24 protein-coding genes are annotated in these 25,612 nt (G+C 42.3%); 21 read left to right on the top strand and 3 right to left on the bottom strand.

The window, feature by feature from the left end:
• The first annotated feature begins 318 nt into the window (after window positions 1-318).
• Entirely contained in the window at window positions 319-648 is a 330-nt protein-coding gene (locus AB5706_RS02000) for a hypothetical protein (protein WP_173773153.1), read from the top strand.
• 94 nt (window positions 649-742) lie between these two features.
• Here AB5706_RS02000 and AB5706_RS01995 read toward each other — a convergent pair whose 3' ends face one another.
• Together AB5706_RS01995 and AB5706_RS01990 are read right to left on the bottom strand one after the other, a co-directional pair.
• Window positions 743-1,423 (bottom strand): GTP pyrophosphokinase, encoded by a 681-nt coding sequence (locus AB5706_RS01995; RefSeq protein WP_173773152.1) that lies wholly within the window; start codon window positions 1,421-1,423, stop codon window positions 743-745.
• Between the two features lie 76 nt (window positions 1,424-1,499).
• The gene (locus tag AB5706_RS01990) at window positions 1,500-2,414 is read right to left on the bottom strand and encodes a LysR family transcriptional regulator (RefSeq protein ID WP_195391741.1); all 915 of its coding nucleotides are present in this window, start codon (window positions 2,412-2,414) and stop codon (window positions 1,500-1,502) included.
• A gap of 218 nt (window positions 2,415-2,632) precedes the next feature.
• On the opposite strand from AB5706_RS01990, the gene AB5706_RS01985 reads away from it, so the two are divergent.
• The 16 genes from AB5706_RS01985 to AB5706_RS01910 all read left to right on the top strand — a co-directional run bounded on the left by AB5706_RS01985 (window position 2,633) and on the right by AB5706_RS01910 (window position 20,273).
• Window positions 2,633-4,093, top strand: coding sequence for a UbiD family decarboxylase (locus AB5706_RS01985; protein ID WP_195391742.1), 1,461 nt, complete (start codon window positions 2,633-2,635; stop codon window positions 4,091-4,093).
• A gap of 109 nt (window positions 4,094-4,202) precedes the next feature.
• A complete protein-coding gene (locus tag AB5706_RS01980) occupies window positions 4,203-4,796 on the top strand; it encodes a UbiX family flavin prenyltransferase (protein WP_195391743.1) in 594 nt (197 codons plus the stop codon).
• Complete coding sequence (lpdD, locus tag AB5706_RS01975) at window positions 4,778-5,167, top strand: prenylated flavin chaperone LpdD (RefSeq protein ID WP_237925774.1); 390 nt, start codon at window positions 4,778-4,780, stop codon at window positions 5,165-5,167. The genes AB5706_RS01980 and lpdD overlap by 19 nt, the downstream gene beginning before the upstream one ends.
• A 132-nt stretch (window positions 5,168-5,299) precedes the next feature.
• On the top strand, window positions 5,300-6,343 hold the full coding sequence (locus AB5706_RS01970; RefSeq protein ID WP_195391744.1) for an amidohydrolase family protein: 1,044 nt from the start codon (window positions 5,300-5,302) through the stop codon (window positions 6,341-6,343).
• Between the two features lie 155 nt (window positions 6,344-6,498).
• A complete protein-coding gene (locus AB5706_RS01965; protein WP_195391745.1) occupies window positions 6,499-7,404 on the top strand; it encodes a LysR family transcriptional regulator in 906 nt (301 codons plus the stop codon).
• Window positions 7,405-7,498: 94 nt separating this feature from the next.
• Window positions 7,499-8,947, top strand: coding sequence for a subtype B tannase (locus AB5706_RS01960; protein WP_195391746.1), 1,449 nt, complete (start codon window positions 7,499-7,501; stop codon window positions 8,945-8,947).
• A 157-nt stretch (window positions 8,948-9,104) separates the two neighbouring features.
• A complete protein-coding gene (locus AB5706_RS01955; protein ID WP_195391747.1) occupies window positions 9,105-10,676 on the top strand; it encodes an ABC transporter substrate-binding protein in 1,572 nt (523 codons plus the stop codon).
• 74 nt (window positions 10,677-10,750) lie between these two features.
• Window positions 10,751-11,713 (top strand): ABC transporter permease, encoded by a 963-nt coding sequence (locus AB5706_RS01950; RefSeq protein ID WP_195391748.1) that lies wholly within the window; start codon window positions 10,751-10,753, stop codon window positions 11,711-11,713.
• Window positions 11,713-12,606: an ABC transporter permease gene (locus AB5706_RS01945; protein ID WP_195391749.1), complete on the top strand. Its 894-nt coding sequence runs from the start codon at window positions 11,713-11,715 to the stop codon at window positions 12,604-12,606. Before AB5706_RS01950 ends, AB5706_RS01945 begins: the two co-directional genes overlap by 1 nt.
• Before the next feature lie 12 nt (window positions 12,607-12,618).
• Entirely contained in the window at window positions 12,619-13,617 is a 999-nt protein-coding gene (locus AB5706_RS01940) for an ABC transporter ATP-binding protein (RefSeq protein ID WP_330386289.1), read from the top strand.
• A 19-nt stretch (window positions 13,618-13,636) separates the two neighbouring features.
• Window positions 13,637-14,593 carry an ABC transporter ATP-binding protein gene (locus tag AB5706_RS01935; protein ID WP_195391750.1) on the top strand — a complete coding sequence of 319 codons (957 nt, stop codon included), beginning with the start codon at window positions 13,637-13,639 and terminating at the stop codon, window positions 14,591-14,593.
• Window positions 14,594-14,690: 97 nt separating this feature from the next.
• Window positions 14,691-15,254 (top strand): hypothetical protein, encoded by a 564-nt coding sequence (locus AB5706_RS01930; RefSeq protein ID WP_195391751.1) that lies wholly within the window; start codon window positions 14,691-14,693, stop codon window positions 15,252-15,254.
• Window positions 15,255-15,265: 11 nt separating this feature from the next.
• A complete protein-coding gene (locus AB5706_RS01925) occupies window positions 15,266-16,519 on the top strand; it encodes a hypothetical protein (RefSeq protein WP_195391752.1) in 1,254 nt (417 codons plus the stop codon).
• 7 nt (window positions 16,520-16,526) lie between these two features.
• The gene (locus tag AB5706_RS01920) at window positions 16,527-18,314 is read left to right on the top strand and encodes an MBL fold metallo-hydrolase (protein WP_195391753.1); all 1,788 of its coding nucleotides are present in this window, start codon (window positions 16,527-16,529) and stop codon (window positions 18,312-18,314) included.
• Complete coding sequence (locus AB5706_RS01915) at window positions 18,292-18,969, top strand: response regulator transcription factor (protein ID WP_195391754.1); 678 nt, start codon at window positions 18,292-18,294, stop codon at window positions 18,967-18,969. The genes AB5706_RS01920 and AB5706_RS01915 overlap by 23 nt, the downstream gene beginning before the upstream one ends.
• Window positions 18,970-19,118: 149 nt before the next feature.
• Window positions 19,119-20,273 carry a tetratricopeptide repeat protein gene (locus AB5706_RS01910; RefSeq protein ID WP_195391755.1) on the top strand — a complete coding sequence of 385 codons (1,155 nt, stop codon included), beginning with the start codon at window positions 19,119-19,121 and terminating at the stop codon, window positions 20,271-20,273.
• A gap of 191 nt (window positions 20,274-20,464) precedes the next feature.
• Here the strand turns inward: AB5706_RS01910 and AB5706_RS01905 are convergent, their stop codons facing one another.
• Window positions 20,465-21,664 (bottom strand): sensor histidine kinase, encoded by a 1,200-nt coding sequence (locus AB5706_RS01905; protein ID WP_195391756.1) that lies wholly within the window; start codon window positions 21,662-21,664, stop codon window positions 20,465-20,467.
• A gap of 279 nt (window positions 21,665-21,943) precedes the next feature.
• Between AB5706_RS01905 and AB5706_RS01900 the strand changes: the two genes are divergently transcribed.
• From AB5706_RS01900 to pstB, 4 genes are all read left to right on the top strand, one after another.
• Window positions 21,944-22,804: a substrate-binding domain-containing protein gene (locus AB5706_RS01900; protein WP_368365694.1), complete on the top strand. Its 861-nt coding sequence runs from the start codon at window positions 21,944-21,946 to the stop codon at window positions 22,802-22,804.
• Between the two features lie 176 nt (window positions 22,805-22,980).
• Window positions 22,981-23,835, top strand: coding sequence for a phosphate ABC transporter permease subunit PstC (gene pstC / locus AB5706_RS01895; RefSeq protein WP_148461214.1), 855 nt, complete (start codon window positions 22,981-22,983; stop codon window positions 23,833-23,835).
• The gene (pstA, locus tag AB5706_RS01890; RefSeq protein ID WP_173717954.1) at window positions 23,828-24,685 is read left to right on the top strand and encodes a phosphate ABC transporter permease PstA; all 858 of its coding nucleotides are present in this window, start codon (window positions 23,828-23,830) and stop codon (window positions 24,683-24,685) included. Before pstC ends, pstA begins: the two co-directional genes overlap by 8 nt.
• A 176-nt stretch (window positions 24,686-24,861) precedes the next feature.
• A complete protein-coding gene (gene pstB, locus AB5706_RS01885) occupies window positions 24,862-25,611 on the top strand; it encodes a phosphate ABC transporter ATP-binding protein PstB (protein ID WP_179988267.1) in 750 nt (249 codons plus the stop codon).
• The last annotated feature ends 1 nt before the right edge of the window (window position 25,612 follow it).

Genomic DNA, 25,612 nt, shown 5'->3' with positions numbered 1-25,612 from the left:
TTAAAAAAAACAATAAAGTTGCGGGATACCAACTACTTCACCCCACCCGCGTTGTTGTCGTTACTGTTTCTTTCTTCCCTTTCCAGTAACCAGCGATTTTGCAATGTATATTCGCAAGCCGCGCATTTTAGGAGCGGTTTTAGTGGAGGCGAGATCCATGACTTACGGAGACTTAGGCGCGAAGGCTTTCCTGAGCGTCTTAGTCGTAGTTAGTCATTAGCTTGCCGGAACGTTGCGACGCGCGGCGGTGAATATACATTGTAAAATCGCGTCTGGGATAACGACCAACACATTAAATAGCAAAACAGGAGGTTCTACATGGGAAAAAGAAAAAAAGAAGAATTGCCCGATTACACAGTAGCCAATATGGATGTGGATGGTATGCCCTGGAATTCCAGAAGACCATGGCAGATATTTCCTGGCGATCCATCTAAGAGCAGAAAAGAATTTGATGTAAAAGTACCGGAACCGGGAATGGAAAATGAAGTACCGGATGATCTGAGCGCTTTTCAGAATCCGCCGATGACGAAGGAAGAAAGAAGAGGAATCATCTGGCTTTCGTTGAAGGCGTCGCTGACTGTGGGGCTGATCTTTGGCGGTGCGGCATTTATATTTATTTTGTTTTGCGTATTCGTGTGGCTGAAATAAAAGAAATCTTATCAGAGAAAAAAGTTATATTTCTAAAAAATAGCGGCAGACAATTAATTTTGTCTGCCGTAAAATTATGTAGATTGAGCCTGTCTCAAATATCATGAAACATTCCAATCTTATTCTTAATCTGCTGCATTTCATTATCCATTTCGATTACTGCCTGTGCAGAGCGATACAGTTCCTCACTGATATCTTCGTATCCAGGCAGTTCCTCAATACCTTTTTTATAGCGCAGCTGATGTTCCAGCGTAGCCCAGAAATCCATACCATTTGTACGGATCTGAAGTTCTACCCGCATAGGTGTTTTCCCTTTGGAGAAGAATACCGGGATTTCAATGATCATATGATAACTACGATAACCATTTGGCTTTGGTTTTTTGATATAATCCTTGATTTTAATAACTTTAATATCATCCTGACCGGCAATCAGATCAGCAACCGTATAAATATCGTCTATAAAAGCACAGACGATTCGCACTCCGGCGACGTCGTTCAGCTGTTCCTGAATATTTTCTGCTGTAAAATCATACCCCAGCTTCTGCAGCTTGCGGTAAATACTCTCTGGTTTCTTAATTCTTGTCTTAATAAAGGAAATAGGATTCCTCTTATATTCCACTGAAAATTCATCATCAAGAACTTCCAGCTTGGTTTGTACTTCGCGGATAGCGCATCGGTACATCATCATCAGATCGCTGAACTTCGCTGCATTATTAATAAAACGCTGGGGGTCAGGAGTGTCCAGCCAGGGTACTTTCTTTTCTTCTTCAGTCATAGTAAATCCTTTCTTTTTATTTCAAAATTTAACTGTTCAAAATCCATTTGGTATTTCACTTGTTTGTCAATTCTTCTCATATTATATAAGAAGAGCAGGAAAGACGCAATATTTCTATTGGTTGTAAATGGTCAGTGTTTGAAGGAATGGCACTTTTTGAAGCATTACTTTTGGAACTATGAAAAACAGCACCGGTTATCAGAGATGGTGCTTCCCTCAACGGAACAGAAACAATATTGGTGTGCTGAAACAGGTCAAAATTTTTTTGCGCAAAAAGGCTGATGCCTTCTCCAGCCTCAACGGCGCTGATAATAGACTCCAGGCGTACTGTGCGAAGAATGTGTGGGCATATACCTGCTTCGTCAAAAAGCTGGAGACACAGTTGATGAATGGAAGTGTAGGGATGCATGAGAATAAAGCTTTCCCTGGAAATCTCATGAATAGAGATTTCGTCCCTATGTGCCAATGGATGGGAAAGGGGAAGTATGACGGAAAGTGTATCAGAAGCCATTGGGATAAAGATGCAGTCAGGATCCGTGATCATGGATTCCCTGGCGATGATACAGTCGAAACGCCCCTTTTCAAAGCCAGCCATAAGCTCAGGCTCTTCCACCTCAAATAGAGATAAGGAAATCTCAGGATGCAAAGTGGCAAACTGATGGAAAAAGTGTGTGAGACCATACTGGGAAAGAACCGGGAGAGTTCCTACGCAAAGGGAAGAAGAAAATCTGGTATTAAATTCTTTCATTTTTGCAATGGTCTGCTGATATTGAAGGGAAAGCTTTTGGGCCTCAGGATAAAAAAATTCGCCTGCCTGCGTGAGAACCGCGGAGCGCTTGCTTCTGTCAAAAAGCTGGATACCCAGTTCCTGCTCCATTTTTTTTATCTGCTTGGAAAGAGAAGACTGTGTGATATGAAGTGCTTCTGCTGCATCAAAAAATGTATTTTCCTGCACGGCATAAATAAAACATTCCAATTGTTCAAATGTCATGAGATGCCTCCTTTTGTTTCCAATCTGGAAACAATTGTACCATAAACAGAATTGAATATCCAGAGAATGAATTATAAAATGTTCATATCTGGAATGGTATTGTTACAGCTTGCGTAATAAATAGTAATACAGGAATAGAACTCACTTGCTGAAGTATTGCATTAAAAATGAATTGTAGTAGGCAGCAAGATAAAATGTTATACAAAGAGGGAGAACACATGGAAAATCAGGTTAGGGATTTAAGAAGTGCATTAAAATTACTAAAAGAAATACCAGGACAGCTGGTAGAAACAGACGTGGAAGTGAATCCAAAGGCAGAGCTGGCTGGAGTTTACCGTTATGTGGGAGCTGGCGGGACTGTGAAACGGCCTACAAAAGAAGGTCCCGCAATGATTTTTAACAATATAAAAGATCATCCCAAGGCGAAAGTGGCAATCGGCCTTCTTGCAAGTAGAAAAAGAGTAGCGGTATTGCTTGGCTGTGAACCGGAAAATCTTGGAAAAATGCTGTATCAAAGTGTGGCAGAACCCATACCGCCAGTGGAAATCTTCACGCCAGCTCCTTGCCAGGAAGTGATTCATAAGGCAGATGAACCGGATTTTGACCTGTATAAACTGATTCCGGCTCCGACTAATACTCCTGTGGATGCGGGACCTTACATTACCCTGGGAATGTGTTATGCAACCCATCCGGATACAGGCGTTCATGATGTGACGATTCATCGGCTTTGCATACAGGGAAAAGATGAATTGTCTATATTCTTTACCCCAGGTGCGAGACATATTGGGGCAATGGCAGAACGGGCAGAAGAACTGAATCAGACTTTACCTATTTCTATCAGTATTGGTGTGGATCCGGCTATAGAAATCGGTTCCTGTTTTGAACCGCCTACAACACCGCTAGGCTATGATGAACTTTCGGCAGCCGGGGCAATCCGCAAAGAACCGGTACAGCTTTGCAAATGCGTTTTCATAAAAGAAATGGCAATTGCAAATGCGGAATATGTGATTGAAGGAGAAGTGATTCCTCATGTGCGGGTCAAAGAGGATCAGAACAGTCATACCGGATATGCCATGCCGGAATTTCCCGGGTATACCGGACCGGCAAGTGAAGAATGCTGGCTGATCAAGGTAAAGGCAGTAACACATCGGAAGAATCCTATCATGCAAACCTGTATTGGCCCAAGTGAGGAGCATGTGTCAATGGCAGGAATCCCTACAGAGGCAAGCATTTATGGAATGGTGGAAAAGGCAATGCCAGGAAGACTTCAAAATGTATACTGTTGTTCAGCTGGTGGTGGAAAATATATGGCTGTGCTCCAATTCAAAAAGTTGTCTGCAAGTGACGAGGGGAGGCAGCGGCAGGCTGCTCTGCTGGCATTTTCTGCATTTAGTGAGCTGAAACATGTGTTTCTTGTAGATGAAGATGTGGACTGCTTTGATATGAATGATGTGCTGTGGGCAATGAATACCAGATTCCAGGGGGATGCAGATATTATTACCATTCCGGGTGTCAGATGTCATCCACTGGATCCATCCAATGCTCCCTCCTGTTCACCAGGTATAAAAGACCATGGAATTGCATGCAAAACTATTTTTGACTGTACAGTACCGTATAGGGAAAAAGGCAGGTTTACGCGGGCTGAATTTATGGAAGTGGATCCTTCGCGTTGGTTATAGAATGGGAAAATAATAATGATAAGTAACAATTGAAAAGATTCCTGATAAAAAAATATCAGAATTGTAATGGCGAAAAACAATATTGGAAATGAGAATAATAGAAAATAAAATGATTAAGAAGATTCCAAAAGAGAAAAAAAGATTGATTGTAGGTGCAACAGGTGCAAGCGGAATTCCGATTTTGCAAAAATGCCTGGAACTGATAAAAGAAGAGGAAGATTATGAATCCTGGCTGATCTTGACAAAAAGTGGTGAGCTGACCTGTAAGCAGGAAAGTTGTCTGTCCGTTGAAGTAATTAAAAAGCTTGCAGATTACTGCCTAAACCCGGAAGAAATCGGAGCAGAGCCTGCAAGCGGCTCTTTTAAAACCTGTGGGATGTTGGTTGTTCCCTGCTCTATGAAAACAGTAGCCGGAATTCGCAGCGGATATGCAGACAACCTTCTTCTGAGGGCAGCAGACGTAACCATGAAGGAACAACGCCCTCTGGTTCTTGCTGCAAGGGAAACGCCCATGAGTGCGATACATTTGCGGAATCTTTATGAATTATCCATGATTCCGGGTGTCCACATAATCCCGCCGATGTTGACCTTTTACCAGAAGCCAGAGAACATAGATGAAATGGTATATCACATTGCCGCGAAGCTTCTGGAACCATTTGGAATAGAAGCAAAGGAGTACAAACGATGGAATGGACTGTCGTAAAAAAAATCAGCACACCAGATTTTGATATAGAAGCCGGGGCTGCAAAAATCGGAGAAGACATTTTGTTATACATACAAGGCGGCGATAAACCTCATATTGGCTGTACGGTTATGGCAGTGCCAAGACCTTCTCTTTCAGGAAATGGGGAGAGAAGTGTCACGTCCTCTGTGGTGAATCTTACCGGGCATAAAGACGAGAGAATATGCCGTATGTTGGCTGAAGATGTATGCAGGACATGCGGAAAAACAGTGGTATGCACAGGCGGTTTTCATTTGGAGCAGATTACTATGGAGCAGACAAAGGAAGTGGAGAACGCAGCTAAAAGACTGGGAGTGGCATTATTGGGCGTTTTGCAGGAAACTCCATTGTAGGAAAATCTATTTATGCATGTTGCGGATAAATACAAAATGTAATCGAATTGCTTGTGAAAAACATCTCAGATATAATTCAGACTATAAGAAAGCTGGTTATCAATATTCTATAAATTGTAAGGAGGAACCAAAATGACAATTGATGCGAATATGTACTGGCTTCCGGAAGAATTATTCACCAACGAAAAAATGTTGGAAGAGTTTATGAGATGTATTCCGGAAGTATATGGAGTGCATGCAAGATGCGAAGAAGTCCCGGGCACCACAAAGAAACAGATTGTGCTGGAAGAACCAAAAGGCTGTGAGAACCTGAATTACGTTCAGGGAGAATATCAGATGGAAAAGCAGTTGGAGGACATGGATAAGGCTGGCGTTGAGAAAGCCATCCTGAAGATTCCCTGCTGTCATACCTGGCTTTCCCTTGAGATGTGTAAAAAATTTAACGATGGTCTTGCAAAACATGTGAAAGAGGGAAAGGGCAGATTTGCGGCACTTGCAGTTGTCCCGCCTTATGGTGGAAAAGAAGCCATCTATGAACTGGAACGGTGTGTAAAAGATCTTGGAATGACTGGCGTACAGATTTCTTCCCATTATGGAAATAAATATCTGGATGATGAAATTTTCCGTCCCTTTTTCCGAAAATTAAATGAAATGAAAATGACAGCCTATGTCCATCACTCTCCGATACCGGTAGATCACCAGTCCATTACCGATTACACTAATCTTCGCCGTTCCTATGGCCGCTGCATGGACCAGACCATTGCCATTGGCCGAGAGGTATTTGGGGGGCTGTTTGATGAGTGCCCGGATGTAAAACTGGTACACTCTATGCTGGGAGGTGCATTTTTCTCCTATTTGAGCTCAATGTTCCGTAAGAAGCCGGCAGGCGCCCAGCAGGATACGGTAAAACGTTTTGAAACAGACACAGACAGGTTCTGTGACCAGATCCGGGAAAACATTTATTATGAAGTGTCTCATGCGCAGCCTTGGGGAAAAGATCTTCTGGAATGTGCAGCGAAGATTCTCGGTGCAGATCACATTATTTTTGGAACTTCTTATCCGGTACGGGCAGAGTGGCTGACCGGAGGACCGGAATTTATCCAACAGCTGGAACTTACAAAAGAAGAGAAAAAACAGATTCTTGGTGAAAATGCAAGAAGCATCTACAGGTTTTAAAAACAGAAAAATTTTCTTTGATTCCCACTGTTGCATGAAAAAATTAAAAACAGTGGGAATTTTTGTGGATTTATGCTAAAATACATTGGTAAACAGACAATAAGGTTGTATGTAACAGACAAAAAGGATTCTAAAGTGGAGAGGACGGCAAATTTATGGAATTAAGCTATATTCGTGAGTTTGTGGTGCTGGCGGAGATGGGAAACTATCTGGAAGCTGCGGATGCTTTATTTATAGCCCAGTCATCTTTATCCAGACACATAAAAAGCATTGAGCTGGATCTTGGTTCTCCTTTATTTGACCGGACGACCAGAAAAGTAGTGTTAAATGGTTTCGGACAGGCGTTTTTGCCATATGCAAAAAAGATGGTGGAAATACAGGAAGAGTATGAAAATGTGCTTCAGAGCTATTTAAGCGGAGTATCTTCTACGATCACTGTTGCCTCGATTCCGTCTATGGTCCGGTACAATATCACCGATGTACTGGCTGGTTTTAAACAGGCCAATCCCAGATATAAGTTGAATATACTGGAAGCGGACTCTTCCCAGATTTTACAACTCCTTTTGGAGGATAAATGTGAATGCGGATTTGTCCGGGATAAGGATGGATTATTTGATGGATTTAATAAAATTCCATTTACAACAGATCATCTGGTTGCTATATTACCTAAAAATCATCCGCTGGCAGAACGGGAATACCTGTCTCTGGAAGAAATACAGAATGAGCCATTTTTGTTTTTGAATAAAAATACAACGATGTACAGCATCTGTGTCAATGCCTGCCGGGAAGCCGGGTTTGAACCCAATGTAGCATTTACTGGACTTCGGGGAGAGAATCTGATCGATCTGGTTGCGAAAAAGATGGGGGTGGCAGTACTTACAAGAAGACCGATCTCTGGCAGGATTTATGAAGATGTGGTTCTGGTTGATGTAGTTCCGTATGTGACAACCAGTATCTGTCTGGTCTATCAGAAAAATAAGAAAATTGCAGATCCCCTGAAAAGTTTCCTGGGATATGTGCAGACTTATGTAAAAGAAAATGAGAACGCAACTGAGAAATAGAAAGAATAAGAACCCCCGTGAGGCGTAAAGCAGTGAGAATGGAAGCGCGAAATCATGGGGGTTCTATTTATGCAAAGAACAGAAAGGAAAAGCAATGGGAAATCTGAATATAAAAGAACAAAAGAAATCATGGATTTATTTAAAAAAATGGAACTGCTACAAACTGGAGCAGGTCTGTTATTGTGAGAAACCGAGAGTGCCCAAGGAACAGTGCATGAACATTTTCGTTCCGGCAGAATACATGGATAAGCAAGGAAATCGTATTACAGAAGGAAGCAGGATGGGTTATACAGCGGATACAGCACCGGTTATTTTCGAAAATGGACTGGCAGGCTATCATGAAGCAGAGCCTTTTGAATTGGATGACCATCGCTCCATGGGTGTAGAGTCTATTTTGGCTGGTTTTGTGTATGTGTCCTGTGGCTGCAGAGGAAGAAGCTCTGTAGATAAAAAAGGCATACTATGCGGAAAAGCTCCTGTGTCAGTAGCAGATCTGAAGGCGGGAATCCGTTTCCTAAAAAGAAATGCCAGCGTGCTTCCGGGGAATATGGATCGTATCATTTCAGTGGGAATCAGTGCAGGTGGCGCAATGAGCACCCTTCTTGGATGTACTGGAGACTGTACTGATTACGAGGAAGAATGGAAGGAGATGGGAGCAGATCTTACTCAAAGTGACAGTATTTTTGGAGCTCAGTGTTATTGCCCAATCACGGATCTGGATCATGCGGATTTTGCATATGAATGGATGTTTGAAGGTCAGATACATTATATGGGAATGCCCTTTGTAGGTTTTAATGAAGGTAATTTAAGTCCGTTTGCACAAAGCCTTTCATGGAAAATGGGAGAAAAATATGTGGAGTATTTTAACACTCTGGAGCTGAAGAACCCGGATACAGGGGAAATGCTAAAAATATCCAAAGATCATGGTGGAAATGGGAGTGCTTACCTGAAAAAACAGCTGGAGAAAGCAGCAGATAAATATGTGGCGAAATTTCCAGAACGGAAACAGGAACTGGAACATTATTCCTGGCTGCATTTCCGGGAAGGGAAAGCTTACATTTCTTCTATTAAGGAAATGGAACAGGATTACCACAAGCGCCTGAAACTTTGCCCGGCTTTCGATGATCTGGATCTGATCCAGGCAGAAAATCAGGAATTTGGAACCAGTGTTACAGATAAAAGACATTTTAACACCCCGCTGGCTAAAATCATGGAAGAACTGAAAGTGGAACATCCTGGTGAAACAGCCAGGTATCTTCCTGGTTATAAAAAAATTTGTGGGGATAAAGAGCTTGCCAGACAGAAGAGATTATTAAATCCTCTGAATTATATAGGAAAAGAAAAAACTGCGCCTTACTTCAGAATCAGAGTAGGTGCAAAAGATGCGGATACTTCTCTGACTGTGACCATGATTCTTGCCCTGAAACTGATGGAATGTGGAAAGACCAACGTGGATTATGAAATTGTGTGGGATGAAGCTCATGGAAGAGCTGATTATCCAGGTGAAATGGTGGAATGGGTACGGTCGATTTATGCAGTTTAAGCATAAAAGCCTTTTTAAGTTGGATTGCTTGTTGAATAATCATAAAGTATAATGCATTTATAAAGAAGAGATGTACAAAATGACGAGTCGAAAGATGCTATAGCAGAAAAGTAAAAGAAAAAATGATGAAAATGTCAGTGAAGAAAGGGAGAATATCATGAGAAAAAGAAATATCGCACTTATCCTTGCAGCAAGTATGATGGCAACATTCGCATTCGGAGGAACAACTGCTTTTGCAGCTGAAGAAGGCAAAACCGATTCTGTTACAGTAGGAATTATGGCAGATCCGGAAAATATGGGACCGTGGTCCGGAATGTCTATGGGTCGTATTGCTGTTCTTTTTACTACTTATGAGTATCTGCTTACCAGAGAAGACGGCGTTGCATATGGAGTTCTTGCAAAGAGCTGGGATGAGGTAGATCCGAAAACTTATGATGTAGAGCTTTATGATTACATTCATGATGCAGCTGGGAATCCGCTGACCGCTTCTGATGTTGTATTTAGTTTTGAATCTGCAATTGCAACAAAGAACTATGGAAAACTTTCCGTAATTGACAGTGTAACTGCAACAGATGATTACCATGTAGAGTTTAAATTTAATAAAGATCTGGAAATCGGAGAATTTGAGAATGTTATGCTGGAATGTGCCATTGTAACACAGGCAGCTTATGAAGCATCTCCAGACCAGATGGCAACCACACCTGTTGGAACCAGCGCATATCTGGTAGACAGCTATGTACCAGGTTCTGAGATCGTTATGAAAGATACCGGGGATTACTGGCAGACAGATGAATCATTGGTACATGGAACAAGTATCCACAATGCAGGAGAAATCCACTTCTCTGTAATTACAGAGGCTTCCCAGCATACTGTTGCTCTTCAGACAAATTCTGTAGATATTTCCAACGGTGTTCCGGATACAGATATTTCCAAATTTGAAGAGGGCGGCGAGTTCTCAGATGGCAATGCAGTCAGCGTTGTAATGGATAATCTGACCTACGATGTAGAGTACAATATGTCTGACAGTTCTGTATTTAAGGATGATGACAATCTTCGTCTGGCACTTGCTTATGCCATTGACAAAGATGGAATCAACGTAGGTGTATTTAATGGAAACGGAACAGCTGTAAAAGATTTCGCAAATGCAACCTATCCGGATTACAACAGTGAGTGGGACAGTGAAGATTATTATGATTATGATGTAGATAAAGCAAAAGAGTATCTGGAGCAGTCAAATTATGACGGTTCTACCTTAAAACTAGAATACATCAATTCCGGAATGAACGAGATGATCTGTCAGATGCTTCAGGCTTACTGGGGACAGATTGGTGTAACAGTAGAACTGGTTGGTTACGATCAGATGATGGGCCAGCAGGAGCAGTACAATGCAGACGGATTTGACATTCTTCTGAAAACGACAGGTTCTACAGACTACATTGTAAACCAGTGGAAGCTTTGTTGGGATAAGAGAGATTATGAGTCTCTTACCGGCGGTGCTGCAAACTTTACCCAGGATGACCAGCTTCAGAGCCTGATGGAAGCAGCTTTAAGCACCAAGACCTATGGTCCGGAGAGCATTGAAGCATTCCATGATTATCTGGTTGAAAAATGTTATGGTTATGGCGTTGTAGAAGGACCAATCAACATTGTACATTCTGACAAGATTTCAGATGTAGCACTTGACATCCGTAACCAGATCCTTCCTGGAGCCTGCACTTACGCAAAATAAAAGGGTACAGCCCTGGTCAGCCACCGGTTTTTTGTACATCGGTGGCTGTGCCAAAGGAAAGGAGTTCTTGGAATATGTGGAAATATACAGTAAAGCGTATTCTCTGGATGATCCCGGTACTTCTGGGAATCTCCATTGTAATTTTTACAATCATGTATTTTTGCCCTGGTGATCCGGCAGTTGCCATTCTTGGAAATGGTGCCACACCTGCGGCTATTGAAGCAAAACGTATTGAAATGGGTCTGGACAAGCCTTATCTTGTCCGTTTACTTTCTTATTTAAATCAGGTGTTTTTACATTTTGATCTCGGTACCTCTTATTTTCAGAACCAGTCTGTTATGTCCGGTATTTTATACAGACTTCCTTACACCTTTACCATTGCCCTGATCTGTATGCTTCTTCAGATCGTAATCGGTACCCCGCTTGGAATTACAGCAGCAGTACATCAGAACGGAATTGCAGACCGTATCTGCATGATTATTGCACTTGCAGGAGTTTCCATTCCTGGTTTCTGGCTTGCCATGATGCTGGTTCTGTTTTTCTCTGTAAAACTTGGATGGCTGCCGCCATATGGCGTAGGCGGACTCCAGTATTTCATTCTTCCTTGTATTGCAAATGCTTTTGCCGGAATTGCTTCCCAGGCAAGGCAGACACGCTCCAGTATGCTGGAGGTCATTCGTTCTGACTATATTGTGACCGCAAGGGCAAAAGGTCTGTCTGAGCGGGACATTCTTTATAAACATGCGCTTCCAAATGCATTGATCCCGATTATTACCGTAGTTGGAAATGGTATGGGAATGATGCTTGGCGGTACAGTAGTAATCGAGTCCGTATTCTCTATTCCGGGAATCGGAATGTATACCACATCTGCGATTAACAACCGAGATTACCCCATCGTTATGGGGGGTGTATTGTTCCTTGGAGCAGTATTCAGTCTGATCATGCTGCTGGTTGATATTATCTACGCATATGTAGATCCGCGTATCAAAGCACAGTATGAAGGACAGCAGAAAAGCTGGAAAAGGAGGAAAAAATAATGGCAGGCAGTGCAGCTGTTGCAGGACATGCAGCAAAGACTAGAAAAAAGAAAGAAAGCCAGTTCAGTCTGGTAATGAAGCGTCTTCGTAAAAACAAGCTGGCTATGGCCGGTCTGGTCATTATTCTTATATTATTTGTCGTAGCGCTTCTGGCACCATGGATCATGCCTTATGCATATGACGAAATGAACATGCTGGAACGTTTTTCCGGTCCTTCTTTCGCACATCTGTGTGGAACAGATGAAATGGGAAGAGATATTTTCAGCCGTCTTCTTTATGGAGCAAGAGCTTCCCTTTCCCTTGGATTTCTGGCAACGATCATTTCTACTGTGATTGGTATGTTTATTGGTTCCATTGTTGGATATTTCGGTGGAATTGTAGATACCGTTGTAATGAGACTTGTGGATATCCTTCAGGCAATCCCCGGAATCCTTCTGGCAGTTGCAATTTCAGCCTGTCTGGGAAGCGGATTTGTGAATACCATCATTGCCCTTTCCATAGGTGGAATTCCTATGACTGTAAGACTTCTCCGCGGCTCAATTATGGGGGTACGCAAAATGGAATATCTGGAAGCTGCGCAGACCATCAACTGCTCCGTTCCCAGACTGATTATGAAACATATTCTTCCAAACAGTATTTCTCCGATTATCGTTTCGGTTACCATGGGAATCGGAAATACTATTCTGATGGCTGCATCCTTAAGCTATATCGGACTTGGTGTTCAGCCGCCTACACCGGAATGGGGCGCTATGCTTTCAGCAGCAAGAACTTATATGAGAGATTATCCTCATATGGTACTGTTTCCAGGACTTGCCATTGCACTTGTGGTTCTTTCGCTGAATATGCTGGGTGACGGACTTCGTGATGCATTGGATCCGAAACTGAAAAAATAGGGGGGACAAATCGTGAATACTCAAAAGAATACCACTCCTTTTATTGAAGTGAAAAATCTGACCGTACATTATACCTCTGAGGAAAAAGAAATTCATGCTGTAAATGATGTTTCTTTTTCCCTGGAAAAGGGAGAAACCTTAGGTTTGGTGGGAGAAACAGGTGCCGGAAAAACAACGATTGCCAAATCTATTTTGCGGATCCTTCCAGAACCACCGGCGCAGGTAGATGAGGGAGAAATCCTTTTGGAAGGGAAAAATCTGCTTCCTTTGTCAAATGATGAAATGCGTAAAATCCGAGGAAAAAGAATTTCCATGATTTTCCAGGATCCTATGACAGCTTTAAATCCGGTTATGCGTGTAGGTGCCCAGATTGCAGAAGGTATTGCCCTTCATGAACATGCTTCAAAAAAAGAAGCAGAAGAAAAAGCAAAGAGAATGCTGGAAATGGTTGGAATCCCAGGTTCCAGATTCCGTGATTACCCACATCAGTTTTCCGGCGGAATGAAACAGAGAGTTGTAATCGCCATGGCACTGGCTTGCAGCCCGGATCTTCTTCTGGCTGATGAACCTACCACTGCTTTGGATGTGACCATTCAGGCGCAGGTTCTGGATATTATAAAAAATCTTCAGAAAAAGTTAAATACAGCTATGATTATGATTACTCATGATCTTGGAATCGTAGCTGAGGTGTGTGACAATGTAGCAGTTGTGTATGCTGGTGAAATTGTGGAATACGGAAGCAAGGAAGAAATATTTGATCATCCTACACATCCTTATACCATTGGTTTGTTTGGCTCGCTTCCAGATATTCATTCTGATGTGAAGCGGCTTTCTCCAATCGCAGGAATGCCGCCTGATCCGAGTAATCTTCCAGCTGGATGTGCGTTTTCACCTAGATGTCCTTACGTAACAAAAGAGTGCAAAAAAGATGCTGTCGGTCTGGAATTACTTGGCGGCACTCATGTATGCAGATGCATCAAAGCAGCAAAAGCTGCTAATGACAAGGCATGAAGCGGAAAGGAGAATAGAGATGTCAGAGAATTTGATGGAAGTAAAACATCTGAAAAAATATTTTGAAACTCCTAAGGGAATGCTTCACGCAGTAGATGATGTGACTTTTTCTATAGGAAAAGGTAAAACAATGGGGGTAGTCGGGGAGTCTGGCTGCGGAAAATCCACTTTGGGACGAACTTTGATTCATTTGTACGAAAGCACAGATGGTCAGATCTTTTTCAACGGAGAAGATATTACCCATGTGCATAAACATAAACTTCATCAGTTAAGAGAACAAATGCAGATTATTTTTCAGGATCCTTTTGCTTCTCTGAATCCCAGAATGACAGTAGAGGAAACTATTCGGGAACCTCTGGAATTGTCGGGGAAGTTAAAAAAAGGAGAACTGAGTGACGAGACAGACCGTATTATGGAACTGGTAGGAATTGATGAACGTCTTCGGTACTCTTATCCTCATGAATTGGACGGAGGAAGAAGACAGAGGGTAGGAATCGGTCGTGCTCTTGCGCTGAATCCGGCGTTTGTGGTGTGTGATGAGCCGGTTTCCGCGTTGGATGTTTCCATTCAGGCACAGGTACTGAATCTTTTGCAGGATCTTCAGGAAAAATCAGGAGTCACTTATATGTTTGTTACCCATGATCTGTCTGTAGTAAAACATATTTCTGATAATATCTGTGTTATGTATCTGGGGCAGCTTGTGGAGACTACCACTTCAAAAGAACTGTTTGACAGACCGTTGCATCCTTATACAAAGGCTTTGCTTTCTGCAATTCCTTCTATTGATATTCATCATCAGTCACAGCGGATCATTTTGAAGGGAGAAATCGTTTCTCCCATTGAACCGAAACCAGGATGCCGTTTTGCAGCAAGATGTCAGTATGCTACAGAAAAATGCCATCAGCCGCAGGAACTTCGTGAGGTTTCAAAAGACCATTTTGTATCATGCTGTAGGGTGGAAGAGATTAATTCGTAACTGTTTAGTTCCTTTACAGTTACAAGCCAAAATACATCCCAAATCACCTTTGGCGATGGCATTTTGGTAACATCAGAAATAAAACAGGAGAGAAAGAATGGGCAGATACTATCAGAAATATTTCGAGGATTATGAGGAAGAACGTGTTCCGAACAAACGTGGAAACGGAACACATCTTCAGTATACCTATAAAGGATTTTATTACAGACAGGAGCTTAATCCGGTTATGCAGGCGCTTCTTCGGGTGTGTTATGTGGTACTCTTTGTCCTGGAATTGTACTTTTTTGCAAAGGCAGGCACTAAGGAACTTCACTGTAATTTGAATCCGGTAATGGCTCTGCTTCAGGCTTTTAGTATGCTGGGATATGTATGGCTTGGCTGGATCCTTTTCTTTTATGTATCTGCACCAAGGGATATGACCATTTATAAGTACAAAAGTACTGCAGTTCAGATTCAAAAAGCACAGAAGCTTTCGGTAGGATTGTCACTGGTCATGCTTTTTATGGCTGCGGGGATAACAATAGCTTACAATGGTTTTTCTTTCGTTCTTGTGATAGACCTGCAGGAATATATTCTGGTGGCAGTTCTTGGAATTTTATGGCTATATACGGAAAAAAGTATGCGATACAAAAAAATATATAATTCCCAGAAGGGAATGTGAGGAGGGGCTGTATGAAAGCTGGCGCAGGAAAATCAGAAATCGTACTGGCTGAAGAATATTTGGAAATAGAGGATTTTGCTGTCATCCACAGAACCCTGAATGCACGTGCGGTTGTAATCCAAAGCGGGCAGACTGTGGTGCTGCTGTCCCTTGAGATAACATCTATGCCAGATGAGGAAACTTATGCAATCCGTAAGAAAATTGCAGAAAATTATCCGGTTGAGGAGGATCATGTGTGGGTATGCGTCACACATACTTTTTCTGCACCTCATTTATTACCGGATTTTGTTTTGAAAGATTCGGATAAAATTGCAGAAAAAGCAAAATATCGTGAAGAATTGATAAGAGCTTCTCTGGAGGCTGTAGGAAAAGGCTTTGCAGGTCTTCAGAAGGCTTTCGTGGGAATAGGAGAAGGCTATAGTCTGGTAAACTGTAACCGTGATGTACAGCTGGAAGACGGCTGGTGGGTAGGAACCTGCGGTCCGGGGATTTGCGACCATAAAGTCTCTGTTGTACGTATTAATAAAGAAGACGGAACACCTATGGCTGCCTTGTTCCATTATGGTCTTCAGTCCTCGGTGCTTGATGGTTCTGCATTAAGCGCGGGTGGAAAAGCCGTAAGTCCGGATGTTGCAGGAATTGCCTGTGACTATGTGGAAAAAAATACAGGAGATGACGATTTTGTTGCACTGTATCTGATCGGGGCAGCAGGTGACCAGGCTCCGGTAGAAAAAGCAGTTACAGAAACATTTGTCCGTGGAGAAAAAATCAAGACAGACCGTAGGGAAGAGGGATTTGGAATCTGTGAAAAACTTGGCAACAGTCTGGGAGAGACTGTATGCCAGATAAACGGACAGATTACATGCGAAGAAATGGCGCAGGAACTGGAAGTAGGAAAAATAGAATTTTCAGTACCGGGAAAGGAAATGGAACGAGAACTGAAAAAACTGCATCCAATGAAAATACCAGAATATATTCCAGCGCAAGATAAAGTGACGACAGTGGAGACAATCTGCCTGGGAGATCTGGCTCTGGTCGGAGTGAAACCGGAATTGAACTGCAAAAGTGGTATTGCACTTGGGACTTTTTCCCCATATCGCTATACATGGGTATGCACCATGGTAAATGGCGGAGCCAAGTACATGGCAGAGCGGGATGCTTATGATAACAGCAAATATGAAGCAATGAATTCTCCTTTTGGAAAAGGGGCTGCAGAGATTTTATTGAGAAAGGCACTGGGACTTCTGGAAAAAATGAAAGGATGAAACATATATGACGGAAAAAAACTATACCAGAGAAGACATAGATAAGGCATGTATACAGGCTGCGAACCGGTTTAACCAGTTTGAATTCCAAGTTCCGGATGCTCCTGGTGAGGAAAAAGGACGCAAGATGGCATACAACCTATATGTTCCAGAGAACATGCAGGCTGGGGAAACCTATCCTTTGGTTTTGTTTATCCATGATATGGGAAGTTGCTCAGAGGATGTGACCAGAACCCTTACCCAGGGAAAGGGAGCGACTGTGTGGGCAACCAGCTACTGGCAGAACCGCCAGCCGTGTTTTGTGCTGGCTCCCTGTTATCCAAGACAGGCAGCTGATGATGATTTTCAGGTGACTTGGGAGGCAGATGCCACCGTAGAATTGGTAAAAGAGATACTTCGTCTGCAGCCATCTGTAGATGAAAAGCGGATTTACGGAACTGGGCAGTCCATGGGATGTATGATGCTGATGGAACTGATGCTTCGCAATCCTGGATTTTTCGGCGGATGTTTCTTGGTGGCAGGACAGTGGAATCCCCAGACCTGCGGTGCACTGAAAAATGAAAATATCTGGGCACTTGTTTCGGAAAAAGATTTTAAAGCTTTTCCCATTATGGGAGACTGCATGAAGCAGATAGAAGTGAACGGTGGTAGAGTTACCAGAGGAAACCTGGACGCAAAAGCATCGTTACCAGAACTGAATCAGAAAGTAAGGACAATTGCAGGATCAGGAGAGCATATCTTTTTCACCTGGTTTGAGGGGGATTCTGTATTGGAAGAACTGGAAGATATCAAGCCTTGGTTTTACCATATGGCAACCTGGCCACAGGCGTACAATCTGGAAGCAGTTGGAGACTGGCTGTTTGCACAGCGAAGAAGTCCTATTGATTTTTCGTGTAAACATCATATTTTACTGGAACATGAAGATGGAAGCCGTCAACCTATGGATGTACCTTTTTTTCAGTCAAAGAAGATTGCACCGGGAACCTGGCAGATTTTAAGTGATGGGGATTATTCTTATCTGGTAGAGGGGGAAAATGAGGCGCTTGTAATTGATTCAGGCTATGGATGCGGTAATCTCCGCGCATACTGTCAGAGTCTGACCGACAGACCAGTAAAACGGATTGCTAATACTCACGACCACTTTGATCATACAGCAAATAACAGTTATTTTGACTGTGCATATATGTCCGCAGAGACAAAAAAACTGGCGACAATTCCGTTCCCTAGTTTTGAGGGAATCTGTTTCCCAAGATCTTACCCGGTACAGGTGATTGACGAAGGCTATGTATTTGATCTTGGCGGAAGACATCTTGCCACCTTTAAGATTCCGGATCATGCAGTAGGAAGCCTTGCCTTTCTGGATGACCAGGAGGGAATCTTGTTCTGTGGGGATGAGCTTTGCATGCCTTTTGGAAAGCCGGTAAACGGCAGCGTTGAATATGTACATGACCTTCTTTTGAAGCTTTGGAAACGAAAGGATGATATCAAGGTTCTTTATGGCGGTCCTGGAAAGGGAGAAACACGGATTATTGGACAATTGCTGGAAAACATGGAATATATTGTGTCTGGCCATGAGGGCGAAATGATGCAGCCTGAACCTGGAAAGGATGCCGGTAAAAAACCACAGGGAAGTGAACCTATTGTTTATCAACGCCGCCTGCCTCACCCGCCAGACCGTCACCAGGATGATCCGGCAGATGCTGCTTATAAAAGAATTATGAACTATGCAGGTATTTGCGTGATTTATGACATTCGGAGAGTAAAAGAGAAGAATGCAGACGATATTAATATGTGACGATAATAAAGCGGTACATGAGGGGCTTTCAGGATATCTGAAGGCCCTTCATTATCATATATATTCAACTTATGATGGAGAAAGTGCCATAACGGTGCTGGAAAGAGAAAAGATAGACCTTGTGATACTTGACGTGATGCTTCCAGGAATATTCGGGACGGAGGTCTGCAGGCAAATTAGAAAGAAAAGTGATATTCCGGTTCTGATGTTAAGTGCAAAAGGGGATGAAATTGACCGAATCATTGGGCTGGAAATAGGAGCAGATGATTATGTCACAAAACCTTTTTCTCCAAGAGAAGTAGCTGTCAGAGTACGGAATATGCTAAGAAGAGCAGAAAAAAGTCAGGAAAACCAACGGCTTGTGTGTGCTGAGCTATGTATTGTGATAGAAGCTTATGAAGTCTTTGTAAGGGAGGAAATGGTTGACCTGACGCCAAGGGAAACAGAGGTTTTGTATTATCTTGCAAAAAATGCAGGCAGGGTTTTAACCAGAAATCAAATTATGAACTGTGTATGGGGATATGATTACTGCGGAGATACCAGAGCCGTTGATAATCAGATTAAGAGGATACGGCAAAAACTTCCTGCTGACGGAGTTCATTTCGAAATAAAAGCGGTATACGGAGTGGGCTATAAGTTTGAGTTTGCCCTATAAAATTACATTGCAACCATTTTTCTGCCACAATTCCAGATTATGATAAAAGAACAGAAGAACAAAAAGGATTACCGGTGAACAGAAAGTAACCAAACATGTAACAGGGGGATGAACGTTCTTCAAAATAAAGAATACGGAGGAGATGTAGCATGAAGAAAATGATATTGGCAGGTATGATGGCATCTGTGCTGGCAGCAGGAGGAAACGTGAGTGTAAATGCCCAGGCACTTACTCTGGAAGAGTTAAAAGAGTCTCTGGCATTGAAGATTGATACCAGTGACCTTTCTAGTGAAGAGCTTATGGAAAAAGGGCTTCAGTATGAGAATGGAGAAGGCGTTGTACAGTGGTATGCCATGGCAAAAGCCTACTATGAAGCAGCCAAAGAGACTGGAAATGAAGAAGCAGAGACTGCTTTGGAACGGCTTGATGGGGTAAAAAAGGAGATGTTGGATAATAGTCCGGATGGACAGGGGGACGTATTTGAGTTTTTCAGAACTGGTGTAACAGCAGGTCAAGGGGGAGACTATGAAAAAGCCTATGCCGTTTCCTATGATGACGCGTTCTTTTTTGAAGATCCGTTGTACCGTGGAATTGGAAATCTGGGAGATCTTTTGCGAGATGGAAACGGTGTAGAACAGGACATTGAAAAAGCAGTTTCCATTTATGAATTTAATGCAGAGGTTCTTGGAAAAGGAAATGGCTATACAAGTCTTGGACTGCTTTATAGTGCAGAAGATGGTACCTATCCGGGAATCGAACACAGTACAGACAAAGCTATGGAATATTTTTTGAAATCCTATCAGGATGAAAGCTTGGAGGAAACTGATTTTAAGGGTCCACGTTATGCAGCAGATTTGTTTGATGAAGGATATGACCATGATGATGGAACCCATGAGAATCCGGATTATGTAAAAGCAGAGGAAGGCTATCTGGTTGCTGCTGAAGGAAATGGACGTACCTTTGACGGAACAGCCTGCTATAAACTGGGAACGTATTACGAAGAGGGTAGAGAAGGCATTGAACAGAATGATGAAAAAGCGCTGGAATTTTATCTGAAAGCAGTTTCTGATGAAAACGTACATGGAACCATGCTGGGAATTCCCCAGACTTATCTGTCATTAGGCCGCTTTTACGAAAAGGGAATCGGAGTAGAAGCAAACGAAGAAACTGCGTGTGAATATTACACCAAAGCGCTTGAGGCAGCAGACGAAAACCTGGCACTTGAGAATGCAGCTGGAAATCAGGCCGCACAGGAGGTTCATGATCAGGCGCAGGAAGCATTGAACCGATCGGAAGCAGAATAAGACAGAGGAGAGAAAATAAGAATAAAAAGAAAGCCAGAAGGAAAAGAAAACAAGAGCAAAAAAGCACTGGAATAAAAAAAGTGCTAGAATAAAAAAAGTGCTAGAATAAAAGCCAGCCGTATCAGTAAAGGAATCTTTCACGTTTACTGATGCGGCTTATTTTAATGAAGGGAGAGTTTTTTATCGTTTAATTAAGAAAGGGAAATTGTAAAAATAAATTCAGTTCCCTTATTCGGCTCACTGAAAACCTGGATGGATTCCTGGAGTTCATCCATAATTGTTTTTACAATAGAAAGCCCTAGTCCGCTCCCAGATGCATTATGTGAGGAATCGACCTGATAAAAGCGCTCAAAGATATGGGGGAGCGCTTGGGGGGGAATGCCGCAGCCATTGTCTTTTAAGTGTAAGGTCAGGTGTTTTTGTTCTGTATAAATACTAAGAATAATGGATCCGCCTTCCGGTGTGAATTTGAATGTATTGTGAAGAAGCAGATCCAGTGCGCGCGACATCAATTTTTGATTGGTTTTAAGTGAGGGAAGCTGTGTAATGTCCGGGAAAAGAAAGACAATTCCCTGGTCTTCTCCAATGGTGGAGTAGCGAAAGAGAATTTCTTTAAATACCTGTTCAGCGGAAACAGCTTCTTTTTGAATCTTTTTTTCAAAAAGCGAGGATAGTTCCAGAATTTCCTGAATGGTAGCTTCCAGCCTGGAAGTTTCCGTTAAAATCATTTCGTAATACTGATAAAGCTTTTCCTCATCGGTAACGTATCCATCCAGAATGGCTTCCATCAGGCTGCGGATAGATGTAATGGGAGATTTCAGTTCATGATTCATATCAGCAAGATACATTTTTTCACGTTTTTCTAATTCACTTTTCTTTTTATCAATATAACGAAAACTTAGAAAAACGGTAAGATATATTAAGGTAAAGACTGTAAAAAATATTACCAAATATAGAAAGATGTTTGGTAAATCGCGGATCATCACAAAGGTTCCGGCTCTCATTTTATTTTTAAAAAAAGGACAGCTAGAAATCAGGACGATTCTGGTGGAATGATCATAAGCAAAGACGGCAGTACCGTAGCGTAAATCGTATGTTTTGTCAGCAAGTTTTTTTTTGCAGGAACTGATGTTAAAATCCTGGATCCCTTGGCTGTTACTAGGGGAAAATTGCTGGATTAGATGATCTTCATTGTCATAAAGAAGATAGATTGCACCGAAATAATTAGGTGTAGAAAGTTTACCGTCTTTTGCCAGACTGGCAGCATTTTCGATGGGATTCTGGATTAGATCCCATCGATGGGAATAATAGTGATAAGAAAAAATAGCCAGGGGTATAAGCATTAGTCCGGACAAATAAACAGATGTAAAAAAAACATAAACTTTTTTCATGATTAGCACCTACACTTGTATAGAAATAAATAACACAAGTTTATGATAAAAAATTTTTTGTTTTGTAGCAATTCGATTTTTGCATTAATGTTATCACAAAATGCATGAATGACGTATATTTAGGAAAAGCAGATTTAAAGTATGTTTGGGTAAAAAATGATTTTACAATGATTTTACTATTTGAAGCTAGTGTATTTTACATCAGGACAGTATCATACACCTGTAATCGCGAGAGAGAGAATAACAAAAAGGACCGCGAAGAAAAGGAGAAAATAAATCATGAAAAAAGGTTTAGCAGTAGCAATGGCGGCATTATTAGGAGTAGCAACAATGGGAACAACAGCAATGGCAGCAGCTTCCGGAGATATTACAATCTGCTCCAGAGAAGACGGATCCGGTACAAGAGGTGCATTCATTGAACTGTTTGGAATTGAAGAAAAAGACGCAGATGGAAATAAAGTAGACAATACAACAGAAGCAGCAAAGATCACAAACAGCACATCCGTTATGTTAAGCACAGTAGCACAGGACGTAAATGCAATCGGATATGTATCTCTTGGTTCTCTGGATGACAGTGTAACAGCATTAAAAATCGACGGAGCAGAGGCAACAGCAGAAAACATTGAATCCGGAGATTACAAAGTAGTTCGTCCATTCAACATTGCAACAAAGGATGATGTAAGCGAAGCGGCACAGGATTTCATTACATACATCATGAGTGCAGATGGACAGAAGATCATTGAAGACAACGGATACATCTCAGTAGGCGACAAACCTGCATACGAAGCAGCTGCTGTAGAAGGAAAAGTTGTAGTAGCTGGTTCCTCTTCTGTAACACCTGTTATGGAAAAACTTGCTGAAGGCTATAAAACAGTAAATGACAAAGTTGAAATTGAGGTTCAGCAGAGCGATTCCACAACCGGTATGACATCTGCAATCGACGGACTTTGCGATATCGGTATGGCATCCCGTGACCTGAAAGACAGCGAGACTGAGGCTGGTCTTACCGCAACTGTTATCGCAAAAGATGGTATCGCTGTAATAGTAAACAACGACAGCGGTGTTGAAGAACTTACCAGTGAGCAGGTAAAAGATGTTTACACAGGAAACATCACAATCTGGGAAGACCTTACAAAATAATAAGAAATAAAGTTACTGTTCGCAAAAAAGACCTTGTGGAATGCTACCAGTGAATAGTAAAGAAATAAAGTACCTTTACAGTTACGAAACATGAAATAGAAATAAGGAATCCTGCAAAGCCGGTTAAAAGCTTTGCAGGATCTAAATTTTCCGAATAAAAAAGGAACTTACTTTATATGAAATCGATCAATGAAACTGTAATGAAATTTGTTTTCCTTGCAGCGGCCTGTACCTCCGTATTAGCCGTTGCATTAATCTGCATTTTCCTGTTTGCAAACGGAATCCCGGCAATGGCGAAGATTGGCCTGCCAGATTTCCTGTTTGGAATGAAATGGAAACCATCCAATGGACTGTATGGAATTTTTCCATTCATTCTTGGAAGTATCTATGTAACAGCCGGGGCCATTGTGGTGGGAGTTCCAACAGCTCTTCTGCTTGCAATCTTCCTTGCATTTTATTGTCCGAAAAAGCTGTATGCACCATTAAAGGCAATGGTAAACCTCCTTGCAGGAATACCATCTGTTGTATATGGATTTTTCGGTTTGACAGTGTTTGTCCCGCTGCTTCGACAGCTTACCGGTCATGATGGAAGTACCATGCTGACAGCTTCCGTGCTTCTTGGAATTATGATCCTTCCAACGGTAACCGGCGTTGCAGAACCAGCCTTAAAAAGTGTTCCCACAAGTTATTATGAAGGGGCATTGGCACTTGGAGCAACCCACGAAAAAAGTGTATTTGGCACTGTTTTCCCGGCTGCAAAATCAGGTGTATTAGCTGGCGTGGTTCTTGGAATCGGACGTGCCATTGGTGAGACGATGGCAGTGATCATGGTAGCTGGAAACCAGACCTGGATGCCACAGGGGCTTTTCAAAGGACTTCGAACCATGACCGCAAATATTGTAATTGAAATGGGCTATGCAACCGATCTTCACAGGGAAGCGCTGATTGCTACAGGTGTTGTACTTTTCGTATTCATCCTGATTATCAACCTGTGTGTATCAGCCCTGAAAAGGAGAGCAGAAGATGAGTAAAAATAAATTATCTTATTGGAAAAATCATCCTGGTTCTGCCATCCTGAGGCTCCTGGTATGGTTATCTGCAATTATTACAGTGGCAGTTATGGCGTTTCTTGTTGGTTTTATTCTGATAAAAGGTGTTGGAAATCTGACACCAGACTTGTTTGCACTGGAATATAATTCTGACAATGCATCTTTGATGCCGGCACTGATCAACACCTTGATTATCACCCTGTTATCTCTGGCGATCGCAGTGCCATTTGGAATTTTTGCAGCAATTTATCTGGTTGAATATGCGAAAAAGGGCAGCAAGCTGGTTAAGATCATCCGTATTACAACAGAGACTCTTCAGGGAATTCCATCCATTATCTTCGGTCTGTTCGGTCTTCTGTTTTTCAGTACCGCTCTCCATTGGGGATATTCCCTTCTGGCGGGAGCTATGACATTGGTGATTATGATCCTTCCGCTGATCATCCGTACTACAGAGGAGGCACTTATGGGTGTCCCGGATGCGTACAGAGAAGCTTCCCTTGGCCTTGGGGCAGGAAAGCTCCGCACCGTGTTTAAAGTGGTGCTTCCAAGTGCAATTCCTGGAATCCTTTCCGGTGTGGTACTTGCGACAGGACGTATTGTTGGTGAGACTGCAGCCCTGATTTATACTGCCGGTTCTGTGGCGAAGGTTCCATCCAGTCTGATGGGATCCGGACGTACCCTGGCAGTACATATGTATGTGCTTTCCAGTGAGGGACTTTACATGGATCAGGCTTATGCTACAGCGGTTATTCTGCTGATCTTCGTACTTGTGCTGAACTGGGTATCCGGTTTCTGTGCAAAGCATTTAAGCAAAGCCACAAACGGACAGTAAGTGCCACAGGTGTTGCGAATGTATGCAGTTGTGGCAGCGCAATAGGCGAGAAATAACTAACTTTCATATATGATAATATTGCCAGCAGGCGATACGTCAGCTTGATAAAAATTCACACTCAGCAGAGTTGTTTAGAAAATGCAATAGAACTAAAAATTTCTGCAGCAAGGAGAATTATGGGTAAAATAGATGTAAAAAACATGGATCTGTACTACAGCAGCTTCCATGCCTTGAAAAATATTAATCTGGAGATTCCGGAAAAGAAGATTACCGCGTTCATTGGTCCAAGCGGCTGCGGAAAATCCACATTGCTGAAATCCTTAAACCGTATGAACGATCTTGTGGAAGGCTGCAAGATCACAGGCGATATTTGTCTGGACGGTGAGGATATTTATGGTGATATTGATGTAAACCTTCTTAGAAAACGTGTTGGGATGGTTTTCCAGAAACCAAATCCTTTTCCAATGAGCATTTATGATAACATTGCATATGGACCTCGTACTCATGGAATTCATTCCAAGGAAAAACTGGACGATATCGTAGAGCGTGCTCTTCGAAATGCTTCTATCTGGGATGAGGTAAAAGACAGGTTGAAAAAGAGCGCCCTGGGTATGTCTGGCGGACAGCAGCAGAGACTTTGCATTGCAAGAGCTCTTGCAGTAGAGCCGGAGGTACTTCTTATGGATGAGCCTACCTCTGCACTTGATCCAATTTCCACATCTCACATTGAGGATCTGGCGTTGGAATTAAAAGACCGTTACACCATCGTGATCGTAACTCATAACATGCAGCAGGCAGTCCGTATTTCTGACAAGACTGCATTTTTCCTGCTGGGTGAGATTATTGAATACAACGATACTACAGAACTGTTTTCCAGACCACAGAACAAGAAAACAGAAGAGTATATTACAGGGAGGTTTGGTTGAT

It is taken from the genome of Ruminococcus sp. RTP21484sp1_RTP21277st1_D2_RTP21277_210401 (genome assembly GCF_040924225.1).
GTDB lineage: Bacteria > Bacillota > Clostridia > Lachnospirales > Lachnospiraceae > Blautia_A > Blautia_A faecis.
The sequence above is the reverse complement of the archived record's forward strand: the minus strand, read 5'-3'. Positions and strand labels throughout refer to the sequence as shown.

Excerpts from the sequence above, each read along its gene's own strand:
- AB5706_RS02000 (WP_173773153.1), top strand. The coding sequence starts at position 319 with ATGGGAAAAAGAAAAAAAGAAGAATTGCCCGATTACACAGTAGCCAAT.
- AB5706_RS01995 (WP_173773152.1), bottom strand. The coding sequence starts at position 1,423 with ATGACTGAAGAAGAAAAGAAAGTACCCTGGCTGGACACTCCTGACCCC.
- AB5706_RS01990 (WP_195391741.1), bottom strand. The coding sequence starts at position 2,414 with ATGACATTTGAACAATTGGAATGTTTTATTTATGCCGTGCAGGAAAAT.
- AB5706_RS01985 (WP_195391742.1), top strand. The coding sequence starts at position 2,633 with ATGGAAAATCAGGTTAGGGATTTAAGAAGTGCATTAAAATTACTAAAA.
- AB5706_RS01980 (WP_195391743.1), top strand. The coding sequence starts at position 4,203 with ATGATTAAGAAGATTCCAAAAGAGAAAAAAAGATTGATTGTAGGTGCA.
- lpdD (WP_237925774.1), top strand. The coding sequence starts at position 4,778 with ATGGAATGGACTGTCGTAAAAAAAATCAGCACACCAGATTTTGATATA.
- AB5706_RS01970 (WP_195391744.1), top strand. The coding sequence starts at position 5,300 with ATGACAATTGATGCGAATATGTACTGGCTTCCGGAAGAATTATTCACC.
- AB5706_RS01965 (WP_195391745.1), top strand. The coding sequence starts at position 6,499 with ATGGAATTAAGCTATATTCGTGAGTTTGTGGTGCTGGCGGAGATGGGA.
- AB5706_RS01960 (WP_195391746.1), top strand. The coding sequence starts at position 7,499 with ATGGGAAATCTGAATATAAAAGAACAAAAGAAATCATGGATTTATTTA.
- AB5706_RS01955 (WP_195391747.1), top strand. The coding sequence starts at position 9,105 with ATGAGAAAAAGAAATATCGCACTTATCCTTGCAGCAAGTATGATGGCA.
- AB5706_RS01950 (WP_195391748.1), top strand. The coding sequence starts at position 10,751 with ATGTGGAAATATACAGTAAAGCGTATTCTCTGGATGATCCCGGTACTT.
- AB5706_RS01945 (WP_195391749.1), top strand. The coding sequence starts at position 11,713 with ATGGCAGGCAGTGCAGCTGTTGCAGGACATGCAGCAAAGACTAGAAAA.
- AB5706_RS01935 (WP_195391750.1), top strand. The coding sequence starts at position 13,637 with ATGTCAGAGAATTTGATGGAAGTAAAACATCTGAAAAAATATTTTGAA.
- AB5706_RS01930 (WP_195391751.1), top strand. The coding sequence starts at position 14,691 with ATGGGCAGATACTATCAGAAATATTTCGAGGATTATGAGGAAGAACGT.
- AB5706_RS01925 (WP_195391752.1), top strand. The coding sequence starts at position 15,266 with ATGAAAGCTGGCGCAGGAAAATCAGAAATCGTACTGGCTGAAGAATAT.
- AB5706_RS01920 (WP_195391753.1), top strand. The coding sequence starts at position 16,527 with ATGACGGAAAAAAACTATACCAGAGAAGACATAGATAAGGCATGTATA.
- AB5706_RS01915 (WP_195391754.1), top strand. The coding sequence starts at position 18,292 with ATGCAGACGATATTAATATGTGACGATAATAAAGCGGTACATGAGGGG.
- AB5706_RS01910 (WP_195391755.1), top strand. The coding sequence starts at position 19,119 with ATGAAGAAAATGATATTGGCAGGTATGATGGCATCTGTGCTGGCAGCA.
- AB5706_RS01905 (WP_195391756.1), bottom strand. The coding sequence starts at position 21,664 with ATGAAAAAAGTTTATGTTTTTTTTACATCTGTTTATTTGTCCGGACTA.
- AB5706_RS01900 (WP_368365694.1), top strand. The coding sequence starts at position 21,944 with ATGAAAAAAGGTTTAGCAGTAGCAATGGCGGCATTATTAGGAGTAGCA.
- pstC (WP_148461214.1), top strand. The coding sequence starts at position 22,981 with ATGAAATCGATCAATGAAACTGTAATGAAATTTGTTTTCCTTGCAGCG.
- pstA (WP_173717954.1), top strand. The coding sequence starts at position 23,828 with ATGAGTAAAAATAAATTATCTTATTGGAAAAATCATCCTGGTTCTGCC.
- pstB (WP_179988267.1), top strand. The coding sequence starts at position 24,862 with ATGGGTAAAATAGATGTAAAAAACATGGATCTGTACTACAGCAGCTTC.